Below are 20,703 nucleotides of genomic sequence, written 5' to 3' on the forward strand. Positions count from 1 at the left end.
GCCGCAACATTTACAACAATAGCTGAGCGAGGACTTTCACAAGTTCCAATAGTTTGACTCACATAATAGGTCGTGGTACCAACAGTCGTGGTAGAAGGAACGGGCTTCGTTGCAGAGGCAGTACCCCCGGTTGCCGCAGTACCATACCAGTTTAAGGTCGCGCCAGAAATGGCAGTTGCAGTCAAGTTGCCCGTTTCACCAACCGTATAATCCAAGGGCGTTGCCACAACAGGCGCAGAAGGGGCAGTATTTACAGTGACAGCAGCACTTGGTGTACCCGTAACAATTGGAGACGGTGCTGTGACCCGAACTTTGTATGCGGCGCCAGCTGGCGTTCCGGCAGGAATAGTTGCAGACAAAGGGCTTGCAGTTCCAGTACCAATTACATTGGGAGTCGTTGGGAATGTTCCGGTTGCATCCGACAACTCAACAGAAAAAGTCGGAGTTCCTGCGACAGCAGCAGAAGTTGTATAAACAACTGTAAAAGAACCTCCCACACAAATGGCTGTTGGCGTTACAGTTCCTGTATTAACCGTTTGAGCAAATGAAGAAGCTACTCCAAGAATAGCGGCAATGCATGTAAAAATTCCTTTTTTAATAAATGTTTTTTTCATGTATATCTCTAAATATCTTTCCACTAACCTTATTTAAAGGTAAAGTTAGAGATATTTTTGAAATACATTTGTAACTGATTAATGAAGAATGCTTTTCCTTTCAAGAAGCGAAGTATATACTACATCGTGAATTTTACGGCGCGTCCGTTGTGTGGTAATACTTGTGTTTTCCGGATCAGGATTGATGCGGTTTGATAAAAATACAAATAACAAATCTTCATCCGGATCCATCCAAACGACAGCACCGGTAAATCCGGTATGTCCAAACGAGTTAACAGATGCTTGCGCGGATACATACGAGCTATTCCCATCAGCTGGTGCTTTATCCCACCCTAACCCGCGGTGATGCGCTTCGTCGTACATTCTTGCAAATAACTGAACCGTTCCCGGCTGGAAAAACAGTTTCCCACCATAACGGCCCTTCCATAAGTCCATTTGGAAAAGTACAGCAAGATTTGTTGCTGTCGAAAAAAGCCCGGCATGTCCGGAAACTCCTCCCAGGATCGCCGCCATTTGATCATGAACGGTACCCTGTAATAACTGACTGCGGAAACGATAATCTTGTTCCGTCGGGGCAATTTGCTTTTCAGGAAAACGGCGTAACGGATTAAATCCGGTAAAATTTAGCCCAAGAGGCTCATAAATATTGGTTGTCACAAAAATATCCAGAGGCTGCCCCGTGATTTTCTCAACAATTTTCTGCAAAGTCAGGAAGCCAAGATCGCTGTATAGGTATCCATATTTTCCGGATTTATCCTTTGTATTATTCATTGGCGATTTAACTACCCATTTCCAGACAGAATCACGCAGAGCAGGTTTTGCGAACAAACGCGGTGCAACCTGAATATTATAAATACTATCCTGTTTCGAACTGTAATATTCAGGCAATAAACCTCCCGCGCTCGTTTTCGTTCTGTCCCACAAAGTTGGATAAAAGGAAACCAGCCCCGAACGGTGCATCAAAAGATCACGAACGGTAAAATTTTGTTTGTTCGTCGCGTGTAATTCCGGCAAATAGTGAGAAGCGCGCTCATCCAGATTAATCAGTTTCCGGTCGTATAATAACATCACCGATTGCAACGTCGCTGCCATTTTTGTCACCGAAGCAACATCATAAATGGTTTCGGAATTAACACGTTCCGGCGTACGGTAACTTAGCCCTCCAAAAGATTTGTCATATACTACTTTCCCTTTTCTGGCAACAACCACCTGGCATCCCGGAAAAACGTGATCGTTCACCGCAGCATTTGCTATTTCATCAATTTTTTTTAGCGTTGCCCCGTTCATCCCCACACTCTCAGGTGTTCCAAAGCTGATTCGGTTAATAGTTTCCGTAGTCACGCCGTCACCAGCTTTATAATTCAGTACCGAAACCGGAAGTCTGCCTTGCGAAGCCAATGCTCCAAAAATAATCTGCGGAACAATTTCCTGCTGGTCCGTACCATCCTGGTTTGCACAAATCAGCGCATCCGTTTCCGGGAAAAACTGGATACTATATGGCGTCCCGAACAAACAAAGAATGACTTTTTTCCCTTGTTGTTTCAATTGCCTTACAAAGTCTGCAGTGCCGGAAGCAACTCCATAATTTCGCTTAGGGTTTGAAGCAATTCCATGTACCGCAACAACAACGGTTTCATAAGGTTGCAGATAATTCAGCATTTCCAGCGTTTGTTCCTGACTGGGCTCTTCAAAAAACGAATAAGGCCGTATGGGCTTATACGTCATCAGCATTTTTTGAAACACTGAGTTAATTCCCTCGCCAATACTCACAGCAGCCATATCCTGACCTTCTATCCCACGAATTGGCAAAATTTCACTTTCATTTTTCACCACCGTCACAGACGCCTCGCCCAACTCTCTGATAAGCTGTTTGCTATCTTCTGTATTCAGATCGTTATATAAATTATTTGTATCAATAGGCCGATACTCTCCAAGGCCAGACCAGTATTTCGCCTGCAGAATTCGTTTCACTTTATCATCCAGAAATTTCTGAGTGATCGTACCCTGGTTTAGTGCATCTTTTATTTTAATGATCGTTTCGGCAACGTTTTCCGGGTATAACAAAACGTCATTTCCAGCAATCAGTGCTTTCAGGTTTACTTCGGCGGCACGTCCTGTTTTCAAAACCCCACGCATATTCATCGCATCTGTAAAAACCAGCCCGCGGAAACCCATTTGTCTTTTTAATAATCCGTTGATCACTTTATCAGAAAGTGAACTTGCTAGCTGCGGAGTATTATCTAATGCAGGAATAAACAAATGACCGCTCAAAACGCCCATCAAACTGTCAGCAATCAACTGACGGTAAGGATAAAGATCCACTTCATTCAACTGTTGCTCTGAATGAGTCAATACCGGTAAAGTGAAATGAGAATCCGCATCTGTATCGCCGTGGCCCGGAAAATGTTTTGCAGTTGCGATCACGCGATTTTGCTGCAGACCTTTCATGTAAGCCACTGCTTTTCTGGTTACGTTTTCCCGATCCTCGCCAAAAGAGCGGATCCCGATGACCGGGTTATTGGCATTACTATTGATATCTGAAACCGGAGCAAAATTAATCTGGATACCCAAACGACGGCATTGTCTGGCAATATCGCTGCCCATTCGATAGATCAGCTCATCATCCTGAATTGCTCCCAAAACCATTTGTTTCGGAAATGAAATGGTGCTGTCCAAACGCATCCCTAACCCCCATTCACCATCGATCCCGATGAATAGCGGCACTTTGGAACGGGCCTGATAATGATTGGTAAGCTGAGCCTGACGAACCGGCCCGCCCTGAAAAAATATCAAACCACCTAAATGATACTCATCAATAAGTCTGTCAATGTAACGGGTCGTTGATTCTTCCCGATTGGAAAACGTGGCGACCATAAACAGTTGACCAATTTTTTGCTCCAGTGTCAGTGAAGCTAATGTACTGTCTACCCATTGATTTTCAGGCAAGACCACAATAGGTTCATGACGCTTTTTAGGAGCACTTTTTACCTGCTTTTCCACAACAGGCTTTATAATTTCCACCAGCGGCTCTCTGGTTTGAATTAATTTCCAGGCAACCGCAACCGTACTAAATACAACAAGAACTACTATACCCGCAACAACACGAAGATGGCTTCCCAACCTTTTTTCCATTTCTTTTTTCCAACTTTAAGAGGAAGTAATATTCAAGCAGTTTTCAGTCGTTGAGTCAAAATATTATTCGATAATCACAATGATAACAATTTTCAACAGCAAAAAATCCGGCTTTAAATTGTTTTAAGGCAATTCTAATTATTTGAAGGCTGTCGGCAATCGGCCTTCGGCTTTCAGGCTTTTACACTTTATTAGATAACAATTAACCCTTTGTCATTAATCATACTGTCAGACTTCGAAAAGTTTCTTCGAGTGATTTCCCTGTCTGTCTTAATGCTTCCAGTGAACTGTCACTTACCACACGTCCTTTGTTGATGATGATCACGCGGTCGCATAAAGCTTCCACTTCCTGCATAATATGGGTTGAAAAAAGAACAGTCTTATTGTGGCCGGCTGTTCGGATCAGCTCCCGGATTTCCTGAATCTGATTTGGATCGAGGCCTGTGGTCGGTTCGTCCAGAATCAAAACGGCAGGATCATGCAGAAAAGACTGCGCTAAGCCTACACGTTGACGATATCCTTTTGAAAGTTGTCCGATCTTTTTTCTTTTTTCAACTTCAAGTCCGCAAAGTGCAATCATTTCCTCCACCCTTGATTTCAACGAAGCACCTCGCATGCCATATAATTTTCCTGAAAATAATAAAAATTCACGTACATACATATCCAGATAAAGCGGATTATGTTCCGGTAAATATCCAATCGCTCTCCGCGCGGGCATAGGCTGCTGATTTACGTCAAAATCTGCTACCGTTGCCGTTCCTGAGGTTGAATTCAAATAACCGGTCAGAATCTTCATTGTGGTGGATTTCCCTGCGCCGTTTGGACCAAGAAAACCTACAATTTCTCCCGGTTTCAGGGAAAAAGAAATCCCGTCTACCGCCCGCTGCGCTCCGTATACCTTCGTAAGATTCGTAACCTGAATTGACATTATAGATTCAATGCGTGAACAATTAAACTTTCAAAAATAATTTATTTCTCCATAACAAATACATAAATGTCCACTGAACCATGATAAATGCAATCACACCACCAACAGCCTGAACAGGTTCGGGGAAAAATTCCAGCCCACCTCCAAAAAGTGCTTCCGCCGTATATTCGAAATTGATATAACGACCAACCATGTAAATCACGATCGAATTCATACCAATCACTACAAAAAAGAATGTCCAGCGACGATAATTCATCACATCAATAATCCAGTAGAACAACGCAAGTAGTAATATACTGCAACCTCCTGCGCAAAGCACAAACGAACTCGTCCATAAATTCTTATTGATCGGAAAAACAATATTCCATAGCTGCGAGATAATTAAACTGACAACTCCCCCTGCAATCAGATACAATACCTTATTATTTTGGGAAAGCTTGGCGGCATCCGTACGCAAAATCTCCCCGGAAAATATTCCCATTAAACCTGTCGCAATTGCAGGAATTGTGGAGATCAGACCTTCCGGATCATGAATTTTGAGGTGTAAACGACCTGGAAGAATCAGTCTGTCAAGATAACTGGTAGGATTACACTCCATCGTCATGGTTCCGACCTCACAGCCTGGAACAGGAAAATACATCATAAAAGCCCAGTAACCCAGCAACAAACCTGCAAACCAAACCCAGCGGCTGGTTTTTCCTGTATATAAATAGATGATCTGCGCAAACATTCCCGCGAGCCCAATACGGCCGAGCACACTCGGATAACGCATGTTATGCCATTCGGTATGAAAAATTCCATTGTTATAAATAATTCCCAGAAGCACAAGAACAATACCCCGCTGAATCACTTTACGAATTAAATCGGAAGCAGGCACTCCCTTTTCCAAACGACTACCCAGGGAAAAAGGAGTTGAGACACCGGCCATGAAAAGAAATGTTGGAAAAATTAAATCGTAAGCACGAAATCCATTCCATTCCGGATGCGTAAGCTGGTGTGCTATTAAAACGGCCCATGACCAGCCGGTAACTTTGGCTAAAACGGCGAAGACATCCTCGCCACCAGAAATCCAAAACATGTCAAATCCACGCAGCGTATCCAGCGATAACAACCGGTGCGAAGTAGAACTTTCTTTCATCGAAAAATCAGGGTGTAGGAAAATAAAATTTGGTACAAACTACTGATAATAAAAGTATTTTTGGCCTCTGCCGAAAACACAATTACAATTACTGGATTCTTATGGAAAAATACTATCAGCAGCCTATCGCAGGCGCTATTTTATTTGAATCGACATATTAAGTACCGGAAAATGAAAGAAGTTTTATTGACTGCTGTCTTTTTTCTATACGGGATATATTCTTTGGAAAACAATCTTCGTTAGTAGCATCAGCATTTCATTCCAAACAAAAAAGTCATCAATGAAAAAATTAATCTTTCTTTTTCTGACCGTAACGGGCTTATTTTTCACAGGTTGTGCATCATCGACGAATCAATCTTCAAAAGATATCGCAGATTATGAAGAAACAACAACTGTTAATCCAAAGCTTAATAATAAGAGGCTTGAAAAAAATCTGGAAAAATTTGCCGAAGATCTTGACCTTTCAAAAAGGCAAGTGAAGCAGATTAAGAAAATCGAGAAGCGCTATGCGAGGAAAGACAGAAAACTGTCGAGAAATGACGAAGCGAAACGACGTGATCACAAACAACTCGCCGAAGCAAAAAGGGAAGAAATTTTGTATGTGTTAACAAACGAGCAGCAACAAAAGCTTGAAGCTCTGGCAAAGAAAAACAGATTTAGCCTGGATCGGATTTTTGGGAAATAAGTCTTCTTAATGCCACGAATGCACTAATTTTTCACGAATAGTCTAAAACCAATTTGGAAAAAATTAGTGTATTCGTGGCAAAAAAACTACTGCAACCTCTCCAAAAAAGCTTGCACCGTCGGTCCTGTTATATCAAACAGTAATCCTGGTAAAATTCCAAGTAAAACAGAAAGAATAGCGAGCGGCACCAAAAGCGCAGTTTCGCGTGTTGTCAAATCTGCCAGAACAATTGAGCTATCCGTTTTATACCAGAATGTTCCGAAAAACATTCGCTGATACGTCCACAGGAAATAAGCCGCGGCAAGAACAATCCCCAAAGTTGAAAGCGCCGGAATCCAGACCGGCAAAGGCCCTGCCTGAAATGCGCCCATCAAAGTGAATAATTCTCCAACAAAACCTGAAAATCCGGGTAACCCCAAAGAGGCAAAGAAGGCAATTCCAGTAAGAATGGTATAACGTGGCATTGGTCCGATAAGTCCGCGGTAATTGTCAATTTCCCGATCGTGGGTACGGTCATAAATGACACCGGCCAAGAGAAAAAGCATTGACGAAAGTACTCCGTGGCTAACCATCTGATAAATAGCTCCGTTAATTCCTTCCGCAGTAAACGCGGCCACACCCAATAACACAAAACCCATGTGTGACACTGAAGAGAATGCGATCATTTTTTTCAGATCGGTTTGTCCCAATGCATTGAAGCCGCCATACACAATTGAAATCATTCCCAGTAAAGCCAGAGGTACCATGCTGTATTGGGCCTCGGCAGGGAAGAATCCATCCACAATCCGGATGAAACCATAGCCTCCAATTTTTAAAAGAATTCCTGCCAGTACGACCGAAATGGGCGTTGGAGCTTCTACGTGTGCATCGGGCAACCATGTATGAACCGGAAACACTGGAAGTTTTACTGCAAAACCAACGAATAAAAACCAGAAAGCGAGTAAACGAACTGGAATACCAAATAAAATAAATTCTGTTTCAGGACTTAAAATCGAGCCGGGAATATAGTTTCCTGCATCAGTTAGGTACGCAAAACGGAAGGTATGAACCAGCTGTTCCGGGGCAATTCTTCCGTCGGCAAGCCATTGTTGAATTTGTAAGATAACATCCGTTTGTACCAGATCTTCCGGACCGATGATACCAACGGCACGAGCCGTTTCCACAGGATCAATTACAGAAAGATATAGTCCGATCATGACGATCAGAATTAATAACGATCCTAAGAATGTGTAAATAAAGAATTTAAGAGCGGCATATTCTCTTCTTGGCCCACCCCATAAACCGATAAGAAAATACATCGGCAAGAGCATAAACTCAAAAAATAGGTAGAAAAGGAAGAAATCCTGTGCCAGAAAACAACCGATAACGCTTCCACTCAAAACAAGGTATAGTGCGAAATAAGCGCGCGTTTTTTGACTGATACTCCATGAACTGATCATCCCCACAAACAATACGACAACGGCCAGGATCACAAGCGGAAAACTGATTCCATCTACCGCAAGAGCATAGTCTATGGAAACAACACCGAGTGAACCAATAGGCAGTGTAATCCAGTCAACGGTTTCGCTCAACTGATAGCCTGTATTCTGATTCTGAAAAAACAGAAATAAAGATAGTCCGGTCAGCAATTCTAAAAGTAAAACGGAAAGTGCGATCAACCTGAAATCGCCCGGACGCTGAGACGGCCAAACAGAAACAGCAACGGCTCCGAATAGTGGAATGGCAATCAGTAAAGAAAGTATATGGTCAATCATTATGTAAACTGAAACAAAAATATATGAGATAAAAGAGCGCAGAACGCTCCAACTATTTTCCTATAACACAATCAACCACAAAATCAGAAGCACGACTCCCAAAGCGGTAACAAGATAATAGGATTGTATTTTTCCATTCTGCAATCCACGGACACCTTGCCCGGCAGATCTAAGTGTAAAAACAGTCAGCTTCACTCCTCCATCAACAATATTTCTGTCTCCCCAACTTAGTATATGAGCAAAAACAACGCTCCATTTCGCGACCCCGTCAACCAAAGCATCGACGATCTGCCGCTCAAATTGTTTTAATCCGCCTGAAATAAAAGCAAATGATTTGATAAAAAACGTGTCTCTTGAAAATTCATTAAGACCAGCAAGCTTTTTCAATACCGGAATTGAGTTTTTAGAATTTCCTGCATAAATCGAAAACGGATCTTCTGATTTTGTTGCACGGAATGCCAGAAAAATAGATAGCAGCGTGACACCTGTTGCTACCAACGGCACCCAAAGGATATGTCCAAATTCTTCTGCTCCTACCAATGCTAAAAACCAACCATGCGAAGCATCAAACGGATTCCATGAAAACCAGATGAAAACAGAAAGTATTGCCAGCAAAGCCATTGGTCCCCACATCATAAAAGGAGATTCGTGCGGATGTACGGATTTAAATATCTGATATCGTTTTTCTCCCAAAAATATCAGCCAGACCTGACGTGTCATATAGTAGGCTGTTACCCCCGCTGAAATCATGATGACTACTGGAAATAAATAGGCCCAGGCCCCGTGTTTTTCCGCCCAGAAAAATGCCTCGACAATTACAGCGTCTTTTGACAAAAATCCTGAAAAAAATGGTAACCCGGCCAGAGCCGACGAACAGATTACAAAACAGATAAAAGTGATCGGTAAATATTCTCGCAGTCCGCCCATGGTACGCATATCCTGCGGATCAAAAGTTTCGTCCGTTTCGGAAGGCGTTACAGCGTGAATTACAGAACCGGCAGAAAGAAATAATCCTGCTTTGAAAAATGCATGAGTAGCTAAATGGAAAAGTGCAGTACGCCAGCTTCCCAGTCCGACAGCAATCACCATCAGCCCTAATTGCGACATGGTAGAATAAGCCAGAACCCTTTTGATATCCCATACCTGCGTCGCCTTTACTGCTCCGATAACCATCGTAATCGTTCCTATGCAGGCAATCACGATTTGAGCTTCGGGTGTAAGTAAAAACGAAATTCTTGCCAATAAAAATATTCCGGCAGCAACCATAGTGGCCGCGTGGATCAGCGCAGATACCGGCGTTGGTCCTTCCATGGCATCGGGCAGCCAGCCAGATAATGGAAACTGCGCCGATTTTCCCATACAACCTCCAAAAAGGCATAAACCGATCGCGGTCAAAATTCCGGGATCGAGTGACTGGATTGAAGCTGCAAGCACCTCAAAGTCGGTAGAACCAATATAGTAAAACAACATTAAAATTCCGGTCAGGAATGCGGCGTCTCCAATTCTGTTTAAAACAAAAGCTTTTTGAGCGGCCCAGACAGCGCGTGGTTTGAAATACCAAAACCCGATTAAAAGATAAGATGACAAACCAACCAGTTCCCAGAAGATGTACATCACCAGCAGACTTCCCGCCAGCACAATACCGATCATCGAGAAAAGAAAAAGCTGTATGAAGGCAAAATAACGGTGAAGATTCTGGTCGCCGTGAAGATAAGACATCGAATAAATTTGCACCAATAGCGCGACAAAATGAACAATGATCAGCATAATTGCCGTCAGCTCATCAAATCTGAAAGATAGATTTATTTTTGTCTGCCCGATGAGAGCCCAGTTGAATGAAACCGTATGGAGCGTGTTGATGTCTGCATAATAAATACTTGTCGCTAGTCCAATGCCCGTTATAAAAGCACCGATCCATCCTGCTGGTTTATTCAGGTTTTTTCCGCCAAGCCACAAGATAAAAAATGCCAGAATTGGTAAACCCAGAAGTAAGGAAGCAGGTACGGTATAAGCAGTTTCTGACATTGAGGTGAGTATTCGTTTAGTCCGGCAAATATCCGGAATTACCGTCCGATTTCAAATTAAGCTAAAGGTCTTTCTCGATATCTTCAAGTTTGTCGCTTTCGCTGCCGTGCAGCACAGTTAACAATTCCTTGATATCGTAAATATTTCTGTTATATGAATTTCCCAGAATAATAATAACCGCTTCGTCTTCCGGACAAATCCAGAACATGGAATTGTATCCTTTCCACCATCCACCGTGATAAATAAATCGGGTCGAGCGATCTGGCTTGACATGCATCCGGAAGCCATAACCATAATTTCTGATCCCGTCACGCTCAAAACTTCTTGGTGTCCAGGCTTCTGTCAAAAGTTTTTTATTGATCAACAAACCGGAGGTTAGCCCTGCATAAAACCTGTAAATATCACCCGTTGTTGAATATAAACCTTTATCACCAACAACATCATCATAATAATCTTTCGCCAGCATCCTGCCATATTGATGGCCAACGGTTCGGTACATCATTGCCGCCTCCGATGTGTCCGTCACCAAAACCGTGTTATTCATGCCTAATGGAGCGAAGATTTCGTTATGCAGATACGTATCAAAAGAAGCGCCGCTTACTTTTTCAACAATTGCTGCCAGGACACAGTAGTTTGTATTGCAATAATTAAAAGAGCGACCCGGTCGGTTATAAGGATGTGGAGTGGGTACCACTTTCGCATACCAGTCCATCACCGTCATATTGGTCGGAAATTTTTTGCCATGCCGAACACTATCCGGGAAAGAATAAATATAATTTGGCAAACCGCTCCGATGGCTTAACAGCATATCCACTTTTACACCATGATATGGAAAGTCCGGAAAAAATCTTTGTACTGAATCTTCCAGATTTACCTTTCCATCCTGAATCAGTTTTAATACCGCAACGGCAGTGAACGGTTTCGACAACGACGCCAGCTGAAATTTAGAATGGCTTTGCAGAGAATCTTTATCTTTCAAATGCGCATAACCGAAAGAGCCCTGATACAAAACCTGACCTTTCTGAACAACCAGTACATTTCCATTAAAACCTGCCCTTCTTTTCCTCCTGAAAATATCTTCTATCTGTGTTATTTTAAGAAGCGTTTTCGCATCAGGATTTCGGATTTCCTTAGGGTCCAGATTCGGGTTGGATTTGGCGTTTCTCTTGAAATTTACAAGATCATGAGACTTGCTGTTACTGACCCAAACCCAGGAAAGTACAATCACTACTACGGCAAATATCGCCGCCCACCACATTTTCGGCTGCACTTTTTTCAACATAGGCTTTTAGCCATTAAGATTTTCTAACGTGATATGCCAACGAAAAACCATTAGCATTTTTTATATTTTGTCTTTTAATTTCAATCTAATCCGGAGCCGACAATCCGGGATATTGCTTTTTCGTTTTCTATTAAAACAATATACAAATCTGAGATTCCCAGGCTTACAAAGATATAAAACAGAAAGTAATGACCCTAACACAGGTTAGATTGATTCCAAAATAACTTAGCACCATACATTTTTCGCGAACTAAAATGACGACTCCCTTAGAGCAAAAATCAACAATCCAAGAGATTCAGACGCGGTTTGACAATGACGTCGAGCGATTTAGTAAACTTGAAACAGGACAACAGGCAACCATCGACGCGCCGTTGGTTCTCGATTTAGTAGCGCAGACAGCTGCTTTACATTTGAAACCAAATGACACAATTCTTGACCTTGGCTGCGGCGCTGGCAATTTTACCTTGCGGGTTTTGCAGGAAATTCACCCGCTGGAATGCCATCTGGTCGATTTGAGTCAACCGATGCTGACCCGCGCCAGCGAACGTATTGAAGCATCCGGCGTCAAGTATGTACAAACATATCAGTCTGATTTGCGCGAGCTGGATTTCGATGAAAATACTTTTGACTGTATTCTGGCAGGAGCTGTTCTGCATCATCTCCGCGATAACGAGGACTGGCAGGAAACATTTGAGAATCTGTATAAATGGCTGAAACCGGGTGGCAGAATTTACGTTTCCGATCTGGTTTCTTTTGATGAACCGGGCGTTCAAAAACTAATGTGGAAACGGTACGGCGATTATCTTGAGTCTTTGGGCGGAACGGAATATAAAGAAAAAGTCTTCGCTTATATAGATAAGGAAGACTCTCCGCGCTCGTTGCCTTTCCAGCTCGGTTTGCTGCGTTATGCCGGCTTTTCTCATTATGATATTCTTCACCGCAATAGCGTTTTTGCCTGCTATTACGGTGAAAAATAATTTCAGGAAGCGCTGATTAAAACTCAGCGCTTTTCGGATATCTTGGGAAAGGGATCACGTCGCGAATGTTGCTCATTCCTGTTACAAACAATACCAGACGCTCAAAACCCAGACCGAAACCGGAGTGAGGTGCCGTACCGAACTTACGTGTTTCCAGATACCACCAGATTGTTTCAGGATCGATTCCTACTTCGTGAACACGTTCCAGCAATTTCTCGTAGTTATCTTCACGCTGACTTCCGCCAATGATTTCGCCGATACCAGGAAAAAGGACATCCATCGCGCGAACCGTTTTCCCATCATCATCAAGCTTCATGTAGAAAGACTTAATTTCTCGTGGGTAATTGGTCAGGATCACCGGTTTTTTGAAATGTTTTTCAACCAGATAGCGTTCGTGTTCGCTTGACAAATCAATTCCCCATCCCACCGGAAACTGGAATTTCTTTTCTTTATGTGGTTTTGATTTTAACAAAATATCAATTGCCTCAGTGTAAGTCAAACGCTCAAATGCATTTTCCACGACAAATTTCAGTTTTTCAAGAAGCGGAATCGAACGTTCATTCTGTGGTTTGTTTTTATCTTCCTCAGCCAGACGATTTTCAAGAAAAGCCAGGTCATCTTTGCAATGTTCCAAAGCATAACCGATCACATATTTGATAAAATCTTCCGCCAGATCCATATTATCTTCCAACTCGAAGAAAGCCATTTCGGGCTCAATCATCCAGAACTCGGCAAGGTGACGTGTAGTGTTTGAATTTTCAGCACGGAAAGTCGGGCCGAAAGTGTATATTTTAGAAAGTGCCATTGCTCCAAGCTCTCCTTCCAATTGTCCGGAAACAGTCAGGTTAGCTTCTCTCCCAAAAAAATCTTCTTTAAAGTTGATCGCACCTTCCTCAGTTCTTGGCAATTTTTCAAGATCCAACGTAGTTACGCGGAACATTTCGCCAGCTCCTTCTGCATCAGAAGCGGTAATAATTGGCGTATGCAGATAAAAAAATCCTCTGTCGTTATAATATTTATGAACCGCAAAAGCCAGTGTATGACGGATACGTAAAATCGCGCTGAACGTATTCGTACGCGGGCGCAAATGTGCAATCTCACGTAAAAATTCCAGCGAATGCCTTTTTGGCTGCAAAGGATATGCTTCCGGATCGGCAACGCCGTAAACGTGCAAATCATCGATTTTGACTTCCACAGCCTGGCCAGAACCCTGAGATTCTACAAGCTGGCCCGTTATTTTTAAACAAGAACCGGTAGTGACAGTCAGTAAAAGTTCAGCAGAGAATTGTCCGGGAGCTGCAACGGCCTGTATATTATGAATGGTTGACCCGTCGTTAAGCGCTATGAAAATCGCATTTTTGCTTTCACGCTTCGTACGTACCCAACCTTTCAGGGTAACGGATTGTCCATCCGGAGTCTGTTGTAATAATTCTTTGATCTGCAAAGGTCCCATCTTAATATAAATTCAATCCTTATATAAAACTCAACTGTAAACTTCCTTTTCCTATTTATGAGGCGCAAAATTACAAAATACCCTACGAAAACCTATTCTAAAACACCAACTTACTTTTATGTTTTGAAAGACATTGACTGAACTGGTTTATGGATTAAATTTGTTTCTTACAAACTATGACTAACACATTTCCAATTTTGAATACCCGTATCGCGACTTTTTTATCCGTAGTATTTCACCCTCTGATCGTTACTACATACCTTTTTGGAGTTCTTTTTTTGATCACTCCCGACCTTATAGGTGTCAGCGCACTGGAACTTACGGGGATAGGCAGTCTATTGCTTTTAATCTTTTTAAACACTTTTGTGGCTCCCACAATTATCATATATTATTTCTATCGTCTGGGGATCGTGAGCACTTTACACGTCGATTCGCTTCGTGAAAGAAGGCTGCCTTACCTGGCTTGTGCAATTATCTATGCCATCGCGACTTATTTATTCGGCTGGCAGCTTCAACCCATTGCCGAACTGGCTCCACAAATTGCGATACTTTTAGGCAGTGTCACAGTATCGATGATTGCGATAGCACTTGTAAGTTTGTCCTGGAAAATAAGTGCTCACGCAACCGGAATGGGCGGAGCCATCGGCATAATTACGGGTATGATCATTCGATTCGATGAACAGCTTTTATTAATTCCGCTCCTAATTATCGTTTTGATCAGCGGTTTTTTACTGAGCGCGAGATTATATTTAAACGCTCATACACCAGCCCAGATCATAGCCGGATTAGCTTGCGGATTAACGATCAGTAGTTTAACGGTCTATTTTTTCTTTTGAAATGGCTGTCGGCAATCAGCTCTCGGCAATCGGCGGCTGACAGTTAAATAGCTTTAGAAAAACGAATTGGCTTACTTTTTGAAGCCGCTGATTTCCAGCCGACCGCTGATTGCTGACAGCCGACTGCCACATAAGAATTATTCATCTCAAACCGATAAGCCATGTACCAGAATCTTCTTTTTGATAATAACGATGGCGTGGTCAGGATTTCTTTGAACAGGCCGGCTGTTCACAATGCTTTAAGTCTTGATTTGATCGGAGAAATTACTGCCGCGATTCAGGAAGCAGAAAAAGATCCTACCGTTCGCGTGATTGTTTTGACCGGTGAGGGGGATAAGGCATTTTGTTCAGGAGCTGATTTGAAAACGGCTATGGAATCGGGGAAATCAGCCGGAGAAATGCTTCGTGACGGATATAACCCGATGATTGAAGCGCTGAGAAATATTCCCAAACCTGTCATTTGTAAATTGAATGGCCTGGCTGTTGGCGCCGGATGCTCGCTCGCTTTGGCTTGCGATATCATTATTTCCAGTGAGGATGCATATTTGAGTCAGATGTTTGTCCATATTGGTTTAATGCCGGACGCTGGTGCATCTTTCTTCCTGCCTAGACTGGTCGGAATGGCAAAAGCTTTTGAACTGGCATCTACTGGCAGAAAAGTTTATGCGCCGGAAGCTGTTCAGATAGGTTTAATCAATAAATCTGTATCCAGAGAAAAATTGGAGGAAGCAGTGGAGGAAGCAGTTTCTTATTATCGCAACGCTCCTACCGCGGCAATTGGTGCGATGAAAAAAGTTTTAAACAGATCTTATGAATCAAATCTGTCTGAAATTCTGAATCTCGAAGCAGAAAATCAGGATATACTATTCAAAACCCGCGACGCGGCAGAAGGGATTTCATCTTTTTTTCAAAAGAAAAAACCTGATTATCAAGGTAGATAAAAAAATATTTCAAAATATTTCAAAAATACTTGCCCCCAGATTTGCATAAATCAAAGTCATCTTCTACCTTTGCAGTCCGATTCAAGGAATGGATTTGTAGCTCAATTGGATAGAGCACCTCACTACGGATGAGGAGGTTTGGGGTTCGAATCCCTACAAGTCCACAGAAAAGCACTTATCAATGATGATAAGTGCTTTTTACTGAAAAGAATAATTCTTGTTTCGGGGAGTGGCGCAGCCCGGTAGCGCATCTGGTTTGGGACCAGAGGGTCGCAGGTTCGAATCCTGTCTCCCCGACAAAAAAGTCTTTGAAATTTTCAAAGACTTTTTTTATGCCCTATTGGAAAAATTGCCAACTCCTAATTGTCAATCTCGCTGGCCAAAGCCAAATCTTTTTGCGCGTCAAGTGCTTCTAATCTTGATATCAGAGAAGCTCTCATATCCCGGTAAGCATCAAGTCCCAACGCAAGCCGTCTTGGTGCGGGTTCAATTTCCACGGAATCTATCATGGCCTGAACCGTTTTATTTACATCACCATTTATTGGAAATGTTCCATTATAAACAGCACGTCGAACGTCACCTGCCGGTGTCTGATCATATACATGCATAGTCGGCGCAGTAGCCATAGCAGTGCCAAAAGAAGTTTTGTGCGCTCCTGGTTCAACAATCGTTACACCAATATTGAAAGGTGCGATTTCTTGCGCTAACGTTTCACAAAAACCTTCCACCGCCCATTTGGTAGTATGATAAAAACTGAAATTAGGATACGTAGTCTGACCTCCTGCCGAAGACAATTGAAGAATACGGCCATATCCCTGAGCCCGTAAAAAAGGTAAAGCTGCCCGTATAACCTGAATGGAGCCGACGATGTTGGTATCTATTTGAAGACGTATCTGATCGTCATTTGCTTCCTCAGCCGCACAGAATAATGCATATCCGGCATTATTGACAATCACATCTATTCTTTCAAATTCTGTAAAAGCTTTGCTCACAACCTGGCGGATTGCCTCTGTATCTGTTACATCCAGAATTTCAACTACCAAATTATTTCCAAAACGCTCTTTGAGATCCTTCAAAGCATCGGCCTTTCTAACCGTTGCAAATACTCTGTTTCCTTGTTCCAATAATTTTTCAGTCAGTACCCGGCCCAAACCTGAGGAAGTACCTGTTATAAACCACGTTTTCATGAATATCATTTTTTTTATAATTACTTCACAAAAGTAGGGCGTGGACCTCCCGGAATTTGACCATTTTCAAACGCATGATGACGTAAATCAAACCAATTGACGTAACGCGGAAGGCGTTTGACCTGTATGTTTTCGAAATGCCTGAGTGAAGTGTGTAGGCTCATCAAAACCCAGACTGTGACTAATTTGACTGATGGGCCAGTTTGAATGGATTAATAATGCCCGGGCCTCCTGCATGATACGCTCGGAAATAAGTTGCGTGGTCGTTTTGCCCGTTTCCAATTTCAAAATCCTATTCAGATAATTGGTATGAACCGCCAGTTTATCTGCAAAAGCCTGTGCATTTCGAAGTTCGATTTGTTGCGACGTCGATACCAGCGGAAACTGATTAGCGAGAAGAGCCTTGAAGGAATTTGTAAGACGTGTAGATGCTGTCTGCGAACGAAATGCCAGTTCCGGGCTCAACTTTAAAGCTTCATGAATGCATTCAAGCACATACAGAAAAAGTAAATCATATTTATGCAAATAGCTAGTTGCCTGTTCCGCAATCATTTTCTGAAATAAACTGATAAACCTATTTTTCTCTTCAATGCTGAGAAGAAAAACAGATTGCGCATCGGAATCAAAAACCGTCCAGTCCGTTGGACGTTGGTATGTATGCATCGGTAAAAAATCTTCGGTAAACATACAGCTATACCCACTGCATGAGCCGCTGTGAACTTCCCAGCGATAAGGCACATCCCTGTTTGTAAAAACCAGCGCGCAAATACCCGGCTCAATTAAATATTCACGATCTCTGTAATAATAGCTGGCATGACCTGTGATCAGTGAGATTTTATAAAAATCTTTACGGCTGTATACTGTCGTTGATTTTAAACTTTCTTCTGAAAAATCATCCAGCCTTACAGCAGCAAAATGGCCTCCGCTTCGCCGATTGCTTACAGCTTGTTCAGGTAAACTCGACGAGTAGTCAGCTAATGTTTGTTGTTGAACCATAAGTAAAAATTACAAACAAATTTCAATACAGAGGCAGCAGTATTCAGTTAGTGAGTGAGTAGAATTTAGATTCAAACATTTTCAGAGTATCTCAATCATTCATCGAACCAGTAACACCGTCCCACTTTTACGAATAACTTCTCCTTCTTTTGTAACCGCTTCCATTTTCCAGACATAAGCACCAGCAGCCACTTTCATGCCTTTCAAACTTCCATCCCATCCTTCATTCAATTGATCTGATGAGAATACTGCCTCTCCCCATCGGTTGTAAATTTTAAGATAATTTAAGGATGCGATATGATTGCTGATTGGTTTCAACAGTTCATTACTATTATCTCCGTTCGGTGTAAAGACATCAGGAAGATTTATCGAGGCTGGCGGAGGTATTGATAATTCAACTCTGCCCGTTCCCGTGCATCCCTGAGGAGAAATGACTGAGACAGTGTAAATTTGACTAAAACTAAGTGTTGCTTTGGGATTGGATATAACCGGATTATCAAGCCCGGTGGGTGGGCTCCACAAATAGCTTACATTAGAAATACCTGTCAACTCATCCGAAGATGCATTTAACTGATAGGCTACGTTTGGTGGAATTGTTGCATCTGGTGTAGTGTTCACCTTGATTTCAGGAATTACCTTAACCTGTACCGTATCTCTTAAAACGCAATTTTCCATGGCTGCCGTTACAATATAATCCGTAGTCTTTGCGGGAGAGGCATATGGATCCTTAGTTTTTGGATCATCAAGCCCAATTGCCGGAGTCCAGGTATATGAAGCAGCATCGCCCGTTGTCACAAGCTGAATTTCCTGACCTGCACATATAGTGGTATCCGCAATTGTTCTAAGGCTGGTACTTTCAATAGCTTTGATCACGATAGACGTATCCTTAACACAGCCATTGTTATCCTTTGCAAAAACCTTATACTTACCTGCCGATAGGTTAAAAGTCTCAGATGACTGGAAATTGATTGAATCCAGTGAATACTGGTAAGGAGAAGTCGCGTTTGAAGCTTTTATGGTCAGAGTCGTTTGATTCTTACATTGATCTGTATCAAGAGCAACTGCAATCTCAGGAACTGAACCAATCGTAATTCTTTTTGTATTCTCAATTTTCGCCCCGCAAGCACTGTTGACGATCGCTAGCGTTACGAATTTTTGCCCGGGTGAATCCCATTTTATCAAAAACGGACCTTTCCCTGACCCACTTATTATTTTCGATGCTCCAAAAGCCCATTGAAAGCCATAAGTGCTCTCGGAAGGAAGCTTTCCTGTATATTCTACCCTTGCATTTCCATTGTTGCATAACGGATTTGGATCAATGAGAAAATCAGCCATAGGATTAATCGTGGAAGTAGCACAGATATCTGCAAATTCCCGAACAATCTCTGATTTCTCTAACGGTTTATTCCTGACAGACAGATACGCAAAATTAGCCTCGCCCGACTCGCAAGAAACAATATTATCATCTCGATAGAAATAAATCGGAGTTCCGGCCTTGCCCACATATTTCTTACCCGCATCATCATAAGTTGAAAATAATGCTCCGTCGGCATATAAGCTGACGAGGCCCGTCGCAGCATTACGGGTTATCGTAATCAGGTAATATGTCTTATCGTTAAAATAAGGACAGGTACCAACAGTACCGCCATCAAGTTCCAAACACCGGCCACTACTTCCCGCAGTGCTTTTGAAATAAATCCCTTCATCCTTTTGTCCGTTTGAAAAGTCTATGATCCGGGTTCTGCCACTTCCCCAATTTGTATTTCTCACATATAATTGAATCGTATAACTTTCTAAGATAGCGCCATCTGCATTAGCGTACCGCAAGCCGTAATTTAGATTACTGTGATAGACTTTTCTTCTGAACCCACAGGTTAAGACGTCTTCAACAAACGCACCTTCAATAGCTGATACTGTACAAGAGCCTGGATTCTTTACTGATACAAGGTTCGGAGCACAGGTAGGTTCGGCAACTTTTAAATCATCTGTGAAACGATAAGCATGTTCCACAGTCTGCGCCTGTGAAGTACTGCATATAAAAATGACAATAATCGCTTTAAAAAAAACCGATTTCATGATGAGGGAGAGCTAAAATGCTAATGTCAAGTAAGAAATATTCGATCCTCTCGAATTATTTCTACATCTTAAAATTACAAGAAAACCTCGCAAATCTAGTCCCGGAAAAAATAATTTATTATAAGGAAAAGCTGAGGACCACCTACGTTTCCTGTTTCAGAGCTTAGCCGATGGCCCACCAGTCCACAGCATTACAGAAGTGCTGTATCTTTGAGAATACAATTCCAAACCGTTATTTAAATTCCCGCTCGGCAATTGCCTTAACGGCGCGTTTTAAAATTTCTTCATCTTCGGTTATCCTTTTAACCATTCTCGCAGCCTCAGCATACACGCTCATAGGATATTTGGGAACAAAATTTTTGTCCATTTCTACCATTGGCACCTTCAACCTGGCATGTTTAATACTTTCCAGATGTTCGATCGATACATAACTAAGCTCCGTCAGGCCCTGTCCAAGATCGCAAAGACCAAAGGCAATATTATTGGTTGAATCCAATTCTGACAAAAGCCAGATTGCCTTACCATACTGTGAATATAATTTTACGACGGGTGCGTGGTCTTTCCCAAGTTCATTCTGAACTTCGTAGGCATTCTGGATCATGACCTCCCTGAGATCTTCTGTTATCATTTTTGACATGGTTCAAATATACTAGCTATGTCAATATTTGACAATTAATAA

Annotated in this window: 16 protein-coding genes and 2 tRNA genes; 6 read left to right on the plus strand and 12 right to left on the minus strand. The window is 42.3% G+C overall.

All coding sequences use genetic code 11. The annotated features are described in order from the left end of the window. The 4 genes from BMY70_RS25205 to BMY70_RS25220 form a co-directional block, all read right to left on the minus strand. Window positions 1–614, minus strand: a 614-nt coding sequence (locus BMY70_RS25205; RefSeq protein WP_445438683.1) for an Ig-like domain-containing protein, incomplete at its 3' end; no start/stop codon positions are given. A 78-nt stretch (window positions 615–692) separates the two neighbouring features. Next, on the minus strand, window positions 693–3,746 hold the full coding sequence (locus BMY70_RS25210; protein ID WP_090339880.1) for a serine hydrolase domain-containing protein: 3,054 nt from the start codon (window positions 3,744–3,746) through the stop codon (window positions 693–695). Window positions 3,747–3,966: 220 nt separating this feature from the next. Then, the gene (locus tag BMY70_RS25215) at window positions 3,967–4,674 is read right to left on the minus strand and encodes an ATP-binding cassette domain-containing protein (protein WP_090339883.1); all 708 of its coding nucleotides are present in this window, start codon (window positions 4,672–4,674) and stop codon (window positions 3,967–3,969) included. Window positions 4,675–4,696: 22 nt separating this feature from the next. Next, window positions 4,697–5,812, minus strand: a complete 1,116-nt coding sequence (locus tag BMY70_RS25220; protein WP_090339886.1) for an acyltransferase family protein — start codon at window positions 5,810–5,812, stop codon at window positions 4,697–4,699. A 280-nt stretch (window positions 5,813–6,092) separates the two neighbouring features. On the opposite strand from BMY70_RS25220, the gene BMY70_RS25225 reads away from it, so the two are divergent. Further along, on the plus strand, window positions 6,093–6,497 hold the full coding sequence (locus BMY70_RS25225; protein WP_090339888.1) for a hypothetical protein: 405 nt from the start codon (window positions 6,093–6,095) through the stop codon (window positions 6,495–6,497). 86 nt (window positions 6,498–6,583) lie between these two features. Here the strand turns inward: BMY70_RS25225 and BMY70_RS25230 are convergent, their stop codons facing one another. The 3 genes from BMY70_RS25230 to BMY70_RS25240 form a co-directional block, all read right to left on the minus strand. Beyond that, complete coding sequence (locus BMY70_RS25230) at window positions 6,584–8,251, minus strand: complex I subunit 4 family protein (RefSeq protein ID WP_090339890.1); 1,668 nt, start codon at window positions 8,249–8,251, stop codon at window positions 6,584–6,586. A 60-nt stretch (window positions 8,252–8,311) separates the two neighbouring features. Then, window positions 8,312–10,276, minus strand: coding sequence for an NADH-quinone oxidoreductase subunit L (gene nuoL / locus BMY70_RS25235; RefSeq protein ID WP_090339895.1), 1,965 nt, complete (start codon window positions 10,274–10,276; stop codon window positions 8,312–8,314). A gap of 61 nt (window positions 10,277–10,337) precedes the next feature. After that, a complete protein-coding gene (locus tag BMY70_RS25240; protein WP_090339898.1) occupies window positions 10,338–11,558 on the minus strand; it encodes a serine hydrolase domain-containing protein in 1,221 nt (406 codons plus the stop codon). 254 nt (window positions 11,559–11,812) lie between these two features. On the opposite strand from BMY70_RS25240, the gene BMY70_RS25245 reads away from it, so the two are divergent. Continuing rightward, entirely contained in the window at window positions 11,813–12,535 is a 723-nt protein-coding gene (locus BMY70_RS25245; RefSeq protein WP_090339901.1) for a class I SAM-dependent methyltransferase, read from the plus strand. A 16-nt stretch (window positions 12,536–12,551) separates the two neighbouring features. Here the strand turns inward: BMY70_RS25245 and asnS are convergent, their stop codons facing one another. Beyond that, window positions 12,552–13,988 (minus strand): asparagine--tRNA ligase, encoded by a 1,437-nt coding sequence (asnS, locus tag BMY70_RS25250; protein ID WP_090339904.1) that lies wholly within the window; start codon window positions 13,986–13,988, stop codon window positions 12,552–12,554. Between the two features lie 176 nt (window positions 13,989–14,164). Here asnS and BMY70_RS25255 point away from each other — a divergent pair, with 176 nt between their 5' ends. The 4 genes from BMY70_RS25255 to BMY70_RS25270 all read left to right on the plus strand — a co-directional run bounded on the left by BMY70_RS25255 (window position 14,165) and on the right by BMY70_RS25270 (window position 16,062). Continuing rightward, window positions 14,165–14,824 (plus strand): hypothetical protein, encoded by a 660-nt coding sequence (locus BMY70_RS25255; protein ID WP_229209775.1) that lies wholly within the window; start codon window positions 14,165–14,167, stop codon window positions 14,822–14,824. Window positions 14,825–14,985: 161 nt separating this feature from the next. Next, a complete protein-coding gene (locus tag BMY70_RS25260) occupies window positions 14,986–15,765 on the plus strand; it encodes an enoyl-CoA hydratase/isomerase family protein (RefSeq protein ID WP_090339906.1) in 780 nt (259 codons plus the stop codon). A gap of 90 nt (window positions 15,766–15,855) precedes the next feature. Beyond that, window positions 15,856–15,929, plus strand: a tRNA-Arg gene (locus BMY70_RS25265). A 59-nt stretch (window positions 15,930–15,988) separates the two neighbouring features. After that, window positions 15,989–16,062, plus strand: a tRNA-Pro gene (locus BMY70_RS25270). A 62-nt stretch (window positions 16,063–16,124) separates the two neighbouring features. Here BMY70_RS25270 and BMY70_RS25275 read toward each other — a convergent pair. From BMY70_RS25275 to BMY70_RS25290, 4 genes are all read right to left on the minus strand, one after another. After that, window positions 16,125–16,952 (minus strand): SDR family oxidoreductase, encoded by an 828-nt coding sequence (locus BMY70_RS25275; RefSeq protein WP_090339909.1) that lies wholly within the window; start codon window positions 16,950–16,952, stop codon window positions 16,125–16,127. Between the two features lie 87 nt (window positions 16,953–17,039). Continuing rightward, a complete protein-coding gene (locus BMY70_RS25280) occupies window positions 17,040–17,948 on the minus strand; it encodes a helix-turn-helix domain-containing protein (RefSeq protein ID WP_090339912.1) in 909 nt (302 codons plus the stop codon). Between the two features lie 99 nt (window positions 17,949–18,047). After that, window positions 18,048–20,024 (minus strand): T9SS type B sorting domain-containing protein, encoded by a 1,977-nt coding sequence (locus tag BMY70_RS25285; protein ID WP_090339916.1) that lies wholly within the window; start codon window positions 20,022–20,024, stop codon window positions 18,048–18,050. A 232-nt stretch (window positions 20,025–20,256) separates the two neighbouring features. Further along, window positions 20,257–20,652, minus strand: a complete 396-nt coding sequence (locus BMY70_RS25290; RefSeq protein WP_229209776.1) for a DUF2958 domain-containing protein — start codon at window positions 20,650–20,652, stop codon at window positions 20,257–20,259. Window positions 20,653–20,703 lie beyond the last annotated feature (51 nt).

It is taken from the genome of Dyadobacter koreensis, assembly GCF_900108855.1.
GTDB lineage: Bacteria > Bacteroidota > Bacteroidia > Cytophagales > Spirosomataceae > Dyadobacter > Dyadobacter koreensis.

What these genes read in the sequence shown, in the direction of transcription:
- BMY70_RS25260 (WP_090339906.1), top strand. Translation starts at nt 14,986, where the DNA reads ATGTACCAGAATCTTCTTTTTGATAATAACGATGGCGTGGTCAGGATT.
- BMY70_RS25290 (WP_229209776.1), bottom strand. Translation starts at nt 20,652, where the DNA reads ATGATAACAGAAGATCTCAGGGAGGTCATGATCCAGAATGCCTACGAA.
- BMY70_RS25240 (WP_090339898.1), bottom strand. Translation starts at nt 11,558, where the DNA reads ATGTTGAAAAAAGTGCAGCCGAAAATGTGGTGGGCGGCGATATTTGCC.
- BMY70_RS25210 (WP_090339880.1), bottom strand. Translation starts at nt 3,746, where the DNA reads ATGGAAAAAAGGTTGGGAAGCCATCTTCGTGTTGTTGCGGGTATAGTA.
- BMY70_RS25255 (WP_229209775.1), top strand. Translation starts at nt 14,165, where the DNA reads ATGACTAACACATTTCCAATTTTGAATACCCGTATCGCGACTTTTTTA.
- BMY70_RS25220 (WP_090339886.1), bottom strand. Translation starts at nt 5,812, where the DNA reads ATGAAAGAAAGTTCTACTTCGCACCGGTTGTTATCGCTGGATACGCTG.
- BMY70_RS25275 (WP_090339909.1), bottom strand. Translation starts at nt 16,952, where the DNA reads ATGAAAACGTGGTTTATAACAGGTACTTCCTCAGGTTTGGGCCGGGTA.
- asnS (WP_090339904.1), bottom strand. Translation starts at nt 13,988, where the DNA reads ATGGGACCTTTGCAGATCAAAGAATTATTACAACAGACTCCGGATGGA.
- nuoL (WP_090339895.1), bottom strand. Translation starts at nt 10,276, where the DNA reads ATGTCAGAAACTGCTTATACCGTACCTGCTTCCTTACTTCTGGGTTTA.
- BMY70_RS25280 (WP_090339912.1), bottom strand. Translation starts at nt 17,948, where the DNA reads ATGGTTCAACAACAAACATTAGCTGACTACTCGTCGAGTTTACCTGAA.
- BMY70_RS25225 (WP_090339888.1), top strand. Translation starts at nt 6,093, where the DNA reads ATGAAAAAATTAATCTTTCTTTTTCTGACCGTAACGGGCTTATTTTTC.
- BMY70_RS25245 (WP_090339901.1), top strand. Translation starts at nt 11,813, where the DNA reads ATGACGACTCCCTTAGAGCAAAAATCAACAATCCAAGAGATTCAGACG.
- BMY70_RS25230 (WP_090339890.1), bottom strand. Translation starts at nt 8,251, where the DNA reads ATGATTGACCATATACTTTCTTTACTGATTGCCATTCCACTATTCGGA.
- BMY70_RS25215 (WP_090339883.1), bottom strand. Translation starts at nt 4,674, where the DNA reads ATGTCAATTCAGGTTACGAATCTTACGAAGGTATACGGAGCGCAGCGG.
- BMY70_RS25285 (WP_090339916.1), bottom strand. Translation starts at nt 20,024, where the DNA reads ATGAAATCGGTTTTTTTTAAAGCGATTATTGTCATTTTTATATGCAGT.